This is a genomic window from Rhodoferax sp., from assembly GCF_039922535.1.
Classification (GTDB): Bacteria; Pseudomonadota; Gammaproteobacteria; order Burkholderiales; family Burkholderiaceae_C; genus Rhodoferax_B.
This window is the reverse complement of sequence record NZ_JBDTEM010000233.1, coordinates 1-11,206: the sequence shown is the minus strand read 5'-3', so window position 1 is coordinate 11,206 and position 11,206 is coordinate 1. Positions and strand designations below refer to the sequence as shown.

General features: G+C 60.3%; 12 protein-coding genes and 2 pseudogenes. 6 read left to right on the top strand and 8 right to left on the bottom strand.

All coding sequences use genetic code 11. From position 1 onward, the window contains the following. Positions 1-2: 2 nt before the first annotated feature. Positions 3-896, top strand: a complete 894-nt coding sequence (locus ABI213_RS11100; RefSeq protein WP_348027069.1) for a hydroxymethylglutaryl-CoA lyase — start codon at positions 3-5, stop codon at positions 894-896. A gap of 82 nt (positions 897-978) precedes the next feature. Here the strand turns inward: ABI213_RS11100 and acpA are convergent, their stop codons facing one another. Next, positions 979-2,580 (bottom strand): acid phosphatase, encoded by a 1,602-nt coding sequence (gene acpA, locus ABI213_RS11095; RefSeq protein WP_348027071.1) that lies wholly within the window; start codon positions 2,578-2,580, stop codon positions 979-981. A 137-nt stretch (positions 2,581-2,717) separates the two neighbouring features. Between acpA and ABI213_RS11090 the strand changes: the two genes are divergently transcribed. From ABI213_RS11090 to ABI213_RS11070, 5 genes are all read left to right on the top strand, one after another. Next, positions 2,718-3,158 carry a hypothetical protein gene (locus ABI213_RS11090; RefSeq protein WP_348005857.1) on the top strand — a complete coding sequence of 147 codons (441 nt, stop codon included), beginning with the start codon at positions 2,718-2,720 and terminating at the stop codon, positions 3,156-3,158. 203 nt (positions 3,159-3,361) lie between these two features. Then, a complete protein-coding gene (locus ABI213_RS11085) occupies positions 3,362-4,234 on the top strand; it encodes a hypothetical protein (RefSeq protein WP_348005856.1) in 873 nt (290 codons plus the stop codon). Between the two features lie 7 nt (positions 4,235-4,241). Next, the gene (locus ABI213_RS11080) at positions 4,242-4,514 is read left to right on the top strand and encodes a hypothetical protein (protein ID WP_348005855.1); all 273 of its coding nucleotides are present in this window, start codon (positions 4,242-4,244) and stop codon (positions 4,512-4,514) included. A gap of 26 nt (positions 4,515-4,540) precedes the next feature. Then, a complete protein-coding gene (locus tag ABI213_RS11075) occupies positions 4,541-4,966 on the top strand; it encodes a hypothetical protein (protein ID WP_348005854.1) in 426 nt (141 codons plus the stop codon). Next, on the top strand, positions 4,956-5,747 hold the full coding sequence (locus ABI213_RS11070) for a hypothetical protein (protein WP_348005853.1): 792 nt from the start codon (positions 4,956-4,958) through the stop codon (positions 5,745-5,747). The genes ABI213_RS11075 and ABI213_RS11070 overlap by 11 nt, the downstream gene beginning before the upstream one ends. Before the next feature lie 68 nt (positions 5,748-5,815). On the opposite strand, the gene ABI213_RS11065 is transcribed toward ABI213_RS11070, so the two are convergent. The 7 genes and pseudogenes from ABI213_RS11065 to ABI213_RS11035 form a co-directional block, all read right to left on the bottom strand. Next, entirely contained in the window at positions 5,816-6,253 is a 438-nt protein-coding gene (locus ABI213_RS11065; protein ID WP_348005852.1) for a type II toxin-antitoxin system VapC family toxin, read from the bottom strand. 12 nt (positions 6,254-6,265) lie between these two features. Continuing rightward, positions 6,266-6,517: a pantothenate metabolism flavoprotein gene (locus ABI213_RS11060; RefSeq protein WP_348005851.1), complete on the bottom strand. Its 252-nt coding sequence runs from the start codon at positions 6,515-6,517 to the stop codon at positions 6,266-6,268. A gap of 113 nt (positions 6,518-6,630) precedes the next feature. Then, entirely contained in the window at positions 6,631-7,701 is a 1,071-nt protein-coding gene (locus ABI213_RS11055; RefSeq protein ID WP_348005850.1) for an adenosine deaminase, read from the bottom strand. Beyond that, positions 7,701-8,687 carry an aromatic ring-hydroxylating dioxygenase subunit alpha gene (locus ABI213_RS11050; protein WP_348027067.1) on the bottom strand — a complete coding sequence of 329 codons (987 nt, stop codon included), beginning with the start codon at positions 8,685-8,687 and terminating at the stop codon, positions 7,701-7,703. The genes ABI213_RS11055 and ABI213_RS11050 overlap by 1 nt, the downstream gene beginning before the upstream one ends. Before the next feature lie 104 nt (positions 8,688-8,791). After that, positions 8,792-9,954 (bottom strand): annotated as a pseudogene (locus tag ABI213_RS11045) (BMP family ABC transporter substrate-binding protein). A 57-nt stretch (positions 9,955-10,011) separates the two neighbouring features. Further along, on the bottom strand, positions 10,012-10,932 hold the full coding sequence (locus ABI213_RS11040; RefSeq protein ID WP_348005847.1) for an ABC transporter permease: 921 nt from the start codon (positions 10,930-10,932) through the stop codon (positions 10,012-10,014). After that, positions 10,932-11,206, bottom strand: a pseudogene (locus tag ABI213_RS11035) (ABC transporter permease); the annotation flags it as partial. The pseudogene ABI213_RS11035 and the gene ABI213_RS11040, both read right to left, overlap by 1 nt.

Sequence of the window (11,206 nt, the reverse complement as noted above, 5' to 3'; positions counted from 1 at the left end):
GCATCGTCGAAATGGGTCCACGCGACGGCCTGCAGAACGAAAAACAGCTTGTCCCCACCACCACCAAGCTGGAGCTGATCCAGCGCCTGGTCGATGCCGGGCTGCGCGAGATCGAGGCCACCGCCTTTGTGTCGCCCAAATGGGTGCCGCAAATGGCCGATGCCGCCGAGGTTGTACGCGGGCTGGTGCGCCGCCCTGGCGTGAGCTACCCGGTGCTGACCCCCAACCTGCAAGGCTTTGAAGCGGCGGTGACGGCAGGGGCCGACCACGTGGCGGTGTTCGCCGCCGCCTCCGAAGCGTTTTCGCAGAAGAACATCAACTGCTCGGTGGCCGAATCCCTGGCCCGCTTCGCCCCACTGATGGCCGCCGCCCAAGCCCAAGGCGTGCGGGTGCGCGGCTACGTGTCCTGCGTGGTGGGCTGCCCGTACGAGGGTGCTGTAGCCCCCCAGCGCGTGGCCGATGTGGCAGGCCAACTGCTGGCCATGGGATGCTACGAAGTGTCGCTGGGCGACACCATTGGCGTGGGCACCCCTGACGCGGTGCTGCGCATGCTGGAGGCCGTGGCGCAGCAGGTGCCGGTGGCCCAAATGGCCGGCCACTACCACGACACGTTTGGCATGGCGATCGCCAACGTGTATGCCTCGTACCAGTTTGGCCTACGCGCCTTCGACAGCTCGGTCGGCGGGCTGGGCGGCTGCCCTTACGCCAAGGGGGCCACCGGCAATGTGGCTACCGAAGACGTGGTGTATTTACTGCACACGTTGGGCGCAGAAACTGGCATCGATCTGGACCGGCTGGTGGACTGTGGCGACTGGATCAGCAGCCAGCTGGGCCGCACCTCGGCCTCGCGCGTCGGGCGGGCCGTGCTGGCCAAACGCCCTGGCAGCACCGCTTAAAAATTTATATCTTTTAGGACTCCAGCGCAGACGCCACCTGCGCTGGCAGCTACATTTACCGTAGCAACTGGCAGACGGCGCTTCAGGCGGGGAATTGCAGTGCGTTGGTCATGTCGCCCATCGGCTGCTGGCCGCGCGCCTGCATGGCATCGTCACGCTGCTTCAGGCCGTCGAGCTTCTCCAGCCCGAACACCCGGGTGATCAGGCGCAGGATGGACCCGGTGTCGTAGATGGTGTGGTCCACCGTGCCTTTGCGGGCGAATGGCGAAATCACCAGCGCAGGCAGCCGCGTGCCGGGGCCCCAGCGGTCGCCCTTGGGCGGTGCCACGTGGTCCCACCAGCCACCGTTTTCATCCACGGTCACAACGACCACCATGTTCTCCCACTGCGGACTGGCGCGCAGCAGCTTGATGGCGTGGGCGATGTGGCGGTCGCCGGAGCTGATGTCGGCATAGCCCGCGTGCATGTTCAGGTTGCCCTGGGGTTTGTAGAAGGTGACGGGTGGCAGCTTGCCCGCTTCGATATCGGCGAAGAAGCGGTTGGTGCGGGTCTCGTCGCCCAGGCCGCCATCGCGCAGGTGCTTGGAGCGGGCGGTGGGATTTTCGGGGCCCAGGTTCTTGAAATAGTTCAGCGGCTGGTGGTGGTACTGGAAGTTGGGGATCTTGGGGATGCCCTTGGAGTCCTTGTACAGGTCCAGCGTGGCCTGCCAGGCGCCCGCATACCAGGCCCAGTCCACGCCTTTTTTGTCCAGTTTGTCGCCAATATGGTGGTGCACCTGCGGCACCAGCACGCTGGGCTGGTTGGGCGCGGCGTAGTCAGGGTTGGCGGTGTCGCGTGACCAGGTGGGCCAGTACGGCGGCGCCATGGTGTTGACGGCATAGCCATCGGGCGTGAGGGCATTCGGGTCGAACTTGGGCGGGCCTTCCATGGCACTGGCCGGGCTTTTGTCGGTGGGCTGCAGGCGGTAGTCGGTGGGGTCGTTGCTCTGCAGCCGGGCCACCTGGGTGCGGGCGGGCGAATTCATCACGTCCGGGTAGAAGGGCACGGTGCCGGTCACCAGGTACTGGTGGTTCAGGAACGAGCCGCCAAAAGCGTCCTGGAAGAAGTTGTCGCACAGCACAAATTCCCGCGCCACGTCCCACAGGCGCAGGTTGTAGCGGGTGTCGGCGTAGTGGCCCATGGTGATGCCACCCGCGTCGCCCCAGGCCACAAAGTAGTCGTTCTTGCCGCCGTTGATCTGCATCTGGTTGTGAAAAAACGCGTGGATCAGGTCGCGCGTGACCAGGCCCAGGGGCAGTGCTTCGCCCTGCGGGCCTTTGAGCGCGTACGGCGCGTTGGGCAGGTCGGTCTGGTACTGCTTAGCCGCCTCGTACGTCACGCCTTCCACCTCCTGCTGACCCACCTGGTTGATGCCGCCCCAGGTCTGCGGCAACTTACCCAGCAGCGTGCCGTCGCGGTCGCGCTGGGCGAAGTCACCAGGTTTCAGGGCCGACAAGGGTTTCTCCAGGCCGGGAAAGTTGGCAAACAGGTTGTTGAAGCTGCGGTTCTCGCCGTAGATGACCACCACGGTTTTGACATTTTTCTGCAAAGCACCGTCCAGCGCGCTACCCTCCATGGTGCCAGTGCCGCGCAGGGTGTCGGTGGCGCAGGCGGTCAGCGTGGCACCCACGCCCGCTGTCGCCATGCCACCCAGGAAGTGGCGGCGTTTGAGCTCGGGGGCGGTGCTGGTGGTTGCGGAATTTTCGGTGGGGTCGCGTGGGTCCGTCATGGCATTCCTGGTGGGTTTGTGGGTTAGCAAGCCAACAATGCTAGCCAGCAACGGTGACAAACAACAGCCGGGAATACGTAAAGGAATGTGAAACTCAGGCCGGCTTCACGCTATGGAAAAGAGAGCTGCTTGCGCAATATTTATCTGCACTGGAAGCCTATTTAGAAACTTTTCAAAGTGGCCTCGCAAGCGCCATATCCACCGCGCATTCGTTGAACCGCCTCTCACCTATTGAAGCCCTTCGGACTTGGAGCAAGAAGTCGCCTGAGTTATTGGTGAAGCGGGTATACAAACAGGTGGAACTTGACACGTACCAGCACCTGACAGAGGCCACCGAGATCATGTCCACCAACATAGAAGAGCCGTTACGCAAGCTGAAACGGCTCTTTCACCGCTACTTCAAAATAAACCCTGCCGCAGTCCTACACAAACCTGAGGCCTGGCTGGAGCGTCCGCCAGCGACATCCGGGTCGCCCGAACTTACTACAAATTAAATAGCAAAAAACCCATATTCAATAAGGAGCTATAGCCACTATTCCACCCAGAATCCGAGGCCACTGGGACAAGACGCTGTCACCGACCATCGGTGTACCAAATGCATATGTGGATCTATGCCGGACACCTTATTATGATTTTTTCCAAGAATTCTTCATAAAACCACTTAACTCGAGCCAATTTGTGACACACTACTGTCTTAGTGAAACTTTCTTGGAAAATATCATTTATGGTACAACTTTTAGTCAAAAACCAACTATCCGTCGAAGAACGACTATTCGACGACTTCTTCCGCGCAGCGCATGGCACCCTACAGTCCCTTGAAAACGATTACAACGTCAAAGGAGTGGTCGAACAGGTATTCGGTGCACCAACCCTTCCCGAAAACGAATCTCAAGCCCACTTTCGCAATTCTGTACCTTGGTCAACGCTTTCCCGCCTGTACGACTACGCACTAAAGGGTGAAACAGGTGACGTGCATCCGATAGATATCGTTATCAGTGGATCGAATGTGTTGAAGCTTGCCACATCGGAAAACGATATGCCTTCGGCCGAATGGGATCGGCTGGTCGCAATGGGAGATGGACGCTTCGCCCTGGATGACGGGCAACCCGTTGAGCTATCCAAAGTCGCACTATTAGCCAAAGTAGATAGCAGGACAGTGCGCAACGCTATCGCGGCAGGTGAATTGAAGTCCTTCAAACACGACGATGAGATACGCATCGAAAATGCGTCCGCGCGCCAGTGGCTGCTTGGTCGCCGCGGCTTTAAACCGACGGTTATTGATGGTGACCACAGCTCTATCCAACTTAAGGATGTCAGCACTCCTCACCAATTTGGAGCACTGCTTTCGCAAAAAAATAAGCAGCTAAATCTGACCGGCCCAGGCTCCAAAACCACACCACTCCCCATCACGGGAAATGCGCAAGCCCAGCTTGAATCCGGTATTTTCACTTTACCGCTCGATGCTGTCTTTCCGTTGGCCGACTTCTACCAGCTGGATCGCAAGGAGCTACTGGATTGCGTCATGCGCGTTTTCTTCACCGAAGAGCTCCAAATGTTGACCAAGCAGTGAGCAGCCCATGGATACGCTGCGATTGACACAACACGCGCAATGTCGCAAACAACAGCGCGGTATCTCGGATCTGCAAATCCGGCTGATCCAGTTTTTCGGCGAAGACCGTTATCAAAAGGGTGGCGGTACGGTCACATTTATCTCCGACAAAGAAATCAAAAACCTTCGTGCCGCGCTGGACCGGATCGACAACGTTGCCCTTATCAAGACTCCAACTGAAACCGCAGCCACCGTTCTTCACATGACTCGGCCCATCCGTTTCTCTGACTACGCAAGCTGAAAACTCTTAAATCACACTGAATCCATATGAACATAATCCTCAGCGACATTGCAGTCCCTCATACAAAAAAAGCCAGCAAAGGGAAACCTGAGCAGCATTTCATCCTGCATCCGTTTGAAGTGACGCGCGGCAAGAACGTGGGACTCTATGAAGTTCTGCGCGCTGTGCCAAGACCCAACGGGGAATCTAAAAACCGATCTACTCATGTGTCCTTGCAACAACTTGCAGAACTGCTGGCACATGGCTTGATAGACAGCCACAAGCTGTCCCTGCGCATGCGTCCTCTCACGTCGCGCTATACAACGAGACCGCCAGTAAAGCGGCCCAAAATGGAGAACATTCAGCCTGGAAGCCCCTTTTCCAACCTCGTACTCGCTGTTCCTGGCAATTCAAGGCTCAGCCCCGATCTTGCGCGCGCCTTGCTTCGCATCGAGGTGACCCATGAAATCTGATGCAGTGCAGACTTGCTTGCCGCACCACGGACGAGTCGAATGTTCTGCCTGCTACAAAAATGAAGGCAGACCCGTTCACTTCGATAAAACGCAACGCACGTTGGGTCAATGGCGAATCACAGCCAACCCCCTGGCATGGGGTAACACGGCACCTGAAATCATCGTTCTCGGGTTCTCCAAAGGCCCGACACAAGCTGGAGCACTGGCAACAACCCCGCATGACAAGATTGCCTACAAAGGTAGCAGGTTGAATGTCGGAAGAATACTGGCCCACATTGGCCTGTTGCCCAAAGGCGAACCTGCCAGCTTGGCCCAAGCAGTTGATTTGGCAATCGCCAACCGAAATGGTCGCTTTCACTTCGCCTCCCTGATCCGCTGCACTGTAGAACGCCTTGAAGCAAAAACCGCCCAATGGAAGGGTTCTGGCGGAGGGATGCTGGACAAGTTCACCCAGTCGGAACTGGGCCACGAGGTAGTCTCAGCCTGCACTTCACGCTTCCTTGGAGCGCTGCCCCCAACAACCAAACTGGTCGTGATGTTTGGACTTGGAAGCAAGCAAGGCTATGTGAATGCCGCATTTTCTGCGTACCAACATGCGCGTCCCGGTGCCTGGCGAAAACTCAATGAAGTGAGCTATACCGATGGCCTGATAACAGTTGTACACGTCGAGCACTTTAAGTCACAAGGAAACTTAATCCCGGACTGGCTTGGTCAACAAAGTAGCGCACGTGCGCAGTTGGGGGTAATGGCCAAACAAGCGGTATCAGCCGCCCTCCAGTGATAACAAGCGCAGTGCGAACGCAAAACGGATCGAGGATGCGCTGGCACTATAAAACTGCAGCGCACCCCTCACCCATCCGCTGCCGCCCACGGGTTCACCACAGCCAGCCCCTCGATCCCTACAAAGTCCTTCACATTGCGCGTCGCCAAAGGCGCACCTCGGACCAAAGCGATAGCCGCAATTTGGGCATCTTCGGTGGAAATGGCCCGGCCTTGGCTGCGCTGTGCCGCCACCAGTACCGCGTACTCCGAGGCGCAGGCATCGTCAAATGGCCAGCTGCGTCCTGCGAAGTCTTCAGCCAGCACCTGCTCGGCAATGCTGGCCAGTTGGCTGCGGCGCTTGCCCGCAGGCAGCATGGCGATGCCCAGCAAAATCTCGGCGTGGGTGATGGCGCTGACGTAAAAGGATGCGCCTTGCTGGGCGGCAAACCAGGCCAGCACCTCGGCAGACGGCAGCTCGCGCATCAACTCGGACACGACGTTGGTGTCGAGCAGGATATTGCCCACAGCCCGCCCCTGTCAGTCTGGGGTGACGGCGGTGACCCGTGCAGGGCGGCGCGCGGGCACGGGTAAGGTATCCACGTACACGCCAGCAAAACGTTGGTGGATTTTTTGCGCAAAGTCCAAGCCGGTAGACGGCTCCATGCTCTGTACCGCCCGGCGCAAGATGTCACGGGCCTCCTGCTCCATGGAGCAACCGTGGCTGGCCGCCAGCACGCGCAGTTGGGTCTTGAGTTGCTCGTCCAGATTACGGATAGTGATGCTGGCCAAAAGCTGCTCCCAATGATTGCAATGCATGCATTTTAAAGATGCTGGCACTCCCGTGCATTTGCTACATTTTTAATAGCTTTCAGCGCATGTACAAACTGCGCTGGCGGCCTATTTCATTCAAACTTTTCAAAGTAGGCCTGCAAGCGCCCCACCAGCGCCTGCTTCTGTGCTGCGTCGATAAAGCTGGCCTCGAAGCTGTTGGCGGCGAGCTGGTAGGCGTGCTGGGCGTTGAGGCCGGTGGCGGCAAAGGTTTGGGTGAAGTTCTCGTTCAGGTAGCCACCAAAGTAGGCCGGGTCGTCGGAATTGACCATGGCCACCAGGCCTGCGTCAAGCAACGCGCCCAGGTTGTGGTCGGCCAGATTGGGGAACACCTGCAGCTTGAGGTTGGACAGCGGGCAGACGGTGAGCGGGATGCGGTCGCGGGCCAGGCGCTGCATCAGCAGCGGGTCTTGGGTGGACTGCACGCCGTGGTCGATGCGCTCCACTTTGAGGACATCCAGCGCACTCCAGATGTAGGCCGGGGGGCCCTCCTCGCCCGCGTGGGCGACCAGGCGGAAACCTAGCTCGCGGCAGCGGGCAAAGACGTTGGCGAACTTTTCCGGCGGGTGGCCGAGTTCGCTGGAATCCAGGCCGATGCCGATGAACTTGTCGCGCAGCGGCAGGGCCTGCTCCAAGGTGGCGAACGCGTCCTCTTCGCTGAGATGGCGCAGAAAGCACAGGATCAGCACGGCGCTGACGCCCCATTGTTTTTGCGCATCGACGCAGGCGCGGTGCAGGCCGTGGAGGACGGTTTCCATCGCCACGCCGCGCGCGGTGTGGGTTTGCGGGTCGAAGAAGATTTCGGTGTGCGCTACGTTATCAATAGCTGCCCGTGCAAGGTAGGCGTGCGCCATATCGTAAAAGTCTTGCTCTTTCAGCAACACGCTGGCCCCGGCGTAGTAGATGTCCAGAAAGCTTTGCAGGTTGGTGAAGGCATAGGCGCTGCGCAACTCTTCCACGCTGGCATAGGGAATGGCGACCTGGTTGCGCTGGGCCAGCGCAAAGATCAGCTCGGGCTCCAGCGAGCCTTCGATGTGGATGTGCAGCTCGGCCTTGGGCATGCCGCGCAGCAGGTCGGGTAGGCGCTCAGGGGCGATAGCGGGTACGGTGAAGGTCGCAGTTGTTGTTGTAGTGGTGGTGGTCATCAGCAGACTCCAAAAGTAATGCCCAGATGTTTCAAATAGCGGCGGTAGGCGGCAGAGGCTTTGTCGGCCACGGTGTGCAGCTCAGCGCGCGGGTCCAGCGGCAGGCGCCGGGGGGTTTGCGATTCCAGCACCGGCTGGTCTTGCGAAAAAATGGTGCGCTGGAAAGACCGCAGTGCCTCGTCGTCAGAGGCCGTATCCAGCGTGGCCAGTCTAAACCAGACCCGGCTCTGCTCCGGGCCCACCGGGCAGATGAACAGGCCAATGGCTTCTCGGAAATCGGGCGCGGCGGCAGCGGATGATTCGGGCACCTTGGTCAGCACCGCCGCGTACGGGGCCTCGACTGCATAGGTGTACTCCACCTGGGCAGCCGCGCCGCCGTGCAGGCTGGGCTGCGGCTGCCACACTTTGCACTGGGTTACCCAGACCCCAACGGGGCGACTCTCCACCTGGTAGCCGTCGATGGCCGAGGCGCTACGGGCACCCAGCCAACCCTCGTGCACAAAGGCAAAGTGCGCCATGTCCAGAAAGTTCTCTACCAGGCGCGGCGCACTGGTGGCCACGTCAAATGGCCCGCACAGCAGCTTGCGCAGGCGGCTGTCGTCCTCGGCCGCAAAGTCCGCCACCGCGGGTTCGGACATCTCTGCGGTTTGCAGCTGTACCCACACCAGCCCATAACGTTCGCACGCCGCAAAGGTGCGCGCCGTGTGCGTGGCGGGCGGCGTGAACGCGGGCACCGCCGGTACCTGCACACACTGCCCCGAGGCCGCAAACTGCCAGCCGTGGTACGGGCATTCCAACCGGTCGCCACAGACCCGCCCCAGCGACAGCTTCGCGCCACGGTGCGGGCACTGGTCGGCCCAGGCATGCGCCACGCCCGCCGCATCCCGCCACAGCACCACGGCTTGCTCCAGCAAAACCACGGCCAGTGGCTCCCCTGCCAGATCTGCACTGGCTGCTACCGGGTGCCAAAGAGTGTTTTCAATCATCGTTTGAAGGTATCAGCAAAGACCATGCCGAAACGGAAAAGCCGCTCCACAGAGCGGCTTTTAAAGGCGGCAGCGAGAACCGCCGCCCACGGCCTAGGAGAGGTTTACTTGCCTCCAGGCACCTTGCCTTCTACGCCCTTGACGTAGAAGTTAATGCCTTGCAAGAAGGCATCGTCGGCCACCACATCTTTGGCGACCACTTCCTTGCCGTTCTGGCCCATGATGGGGCCCTTCCAGATGGAGAAGCTGCCGTCGGCCAGGCCCTTTTTGATCTCGTCGATCTTGGCCTTGGTTTCAGCGGGCACGTCTTCGGCGATAGACACCACGTCGATGGCGCCTTCCTTTACACCCCACCAGCTTTGGCTGGTAGCCCACTTGCCATCCAGCGCGTCCTTGGTGGCCTTGATGTAGTACGGACCCCAGTTGATGATGCTGGAGGCCAGATGCGCCTTAGGACCGTAGGCCGACATGTCGGAATCCCAGCCAAACGCGCGCTTGCCCTTGCTCTCAGCCGTTTTCAGCACCGCCGAAGAATCGGTGTTCTGGAACAAGATGTCGGCACCGCCGTTGATCAGCGAGGTGGCGGCTTCGGTTTCTTTGGGTGGGCTGAACCATTCGTTGACCCAGACCACCTTGGTCTTGATCTTCGGGTTCACGCTTTGCGCGCCCAGGGTGAAGCTGTCGATGTTGCGGATCACTTCGGGGATTGGCACCGAGCCGACGATACCCAGCACGTTGGTCTTGGTCATCGAACCGGCAATCACACCGGCCATGTACGCGCCTTCATAGGTGCGGCTGTCGTAAGTGCGTACGTTTTCAGCGGTTTTGTAGCTGGTGGCGTTTTCAAACTTGATGTCTTTGGAGTCTGCGGCCACCTTGAGCATGGGCTCCATGTAGCCAAAGGTGGTGCCGAAAATCAGCTTGTTGCCCTGGCCCACCATGTCGCGAAACACGCGCTCGGCATCGGCCGATTCGGGCACGTTTTCGACATAGCTGGTGACGATCTTGTCGCCCAGTTCTTTTTCCAGCGCCAGGCGGCCCCGGTCGTGCGCATAGGTCCAGCCGCCATCGCCCACAGGGCCCAGGTAGGCAAACGCAATCTTGAGTGGCTCGGGCTTGGGGGGGGGGCTTCAGCCACCGGGGCTGACGCAGGGGCCGCAGCGGGCGCAGGCGCGGGCTCTTCCTTCTTGCCACAGCCCACCAGGGCAGCGGCCACCGCGGATGCAGCAGCGAGTTGGATCAAGGTACGTTTCTTCATTGCGGTCATGAAAGCTCTTTCGACGGGTTGAAAAAAGGGATAGGTTGAAACTATGTAACAAAACAATTATGAACCGGGATAAAACGGTTTCCCCAGCGACGCGGGCATGTTGATGCGGATCCACACCGGGTTGCGCGAGATGATGGCCAGCACCACGATGGGCGCAATGTAGGGCAGCATGCTCAAGAACTGGGTCGGGATGTCCACCCCTGCGCCCTGCATGGCAAACGCCAGCATGGTCACGCCGCCAAACAGGTAGGCCCCCATCAGCACCCGGGCGGGCCGCCAGGTGGCAAAGGTGGTCAGGGCCAGGGCGATCCAGCCGCGCCCGGCCACCATGCCCTCGACCCACAGGGGCGTGTACACCAGCGAGATAAACGCCCCGGCCAGACCGCACATGGCCCCACCGGCGAGCACCGCCATGAAGCGGATGCGCCGCACCGGATAGCCCAGCGCGTGGGCCGACTCAGGCGACTCGCCCACGGCACGCAGCACCAGCCCGGCGCGGGTGCGGTACAAAAACCAGACCATGGCACCGACCAGCGCCATCGTCACGTAGACCAGCGGATGCTGGTGGAACAGGGCTGGGCCGATCAGCGGAATGTCGCCCAGCAACGGCACCTTGAACTGCACCCGCTCGGGCAGTTTGGCCTGCACGTATTGGATACCGGCAAAGGCCGAAAAGCCCGCGCCAAACAGGCTGAGCGCCAGGCCGGTGGCGTACTGGTTGGTGTTGAGCCAGATCACCAGCAGGCCGAAGATCGCCGCCAGCACGGCACCCGCACCGGCACCGGCGGCAAAGCCCAGCCAGTCGCTGCCGGTGTTGACCACGGTGGCGAACCCGGCAATCGCGGCGCACAGCATCATGCCCTCGGCCCCCAGATTGACCACGCCCGCCTTCTCGTTGATCAGCAGCCCCAAGGCAGCCAGCGCCAGCACCGTACCGGCATTCAGCATTGCCCCGAAAAGCAAGAAATACGATTCCATCAGATGCTTCCTTTGCGAGCTTTGAACCGCACGCTGTACGCAATCAAGGTGTCGCAAGCCAGCAGGCTGAACAGCAGCAAGCCCTGGAACACCCCGGTCAATGATTTCGGCAGGCCCAGGCGCGACTGCGCCAGCTCGCCACCGATGTAGAACATGCTCATCAGCACGGCCGAGAACACCATTCCCACCGGGTGCAGCCGCCCCACAAAGGCCACGATGATGGCCGCGAAGCCGTAGCCCGCAGGGACGTAGGGCGTGAGCTGGCCCAGCGGGC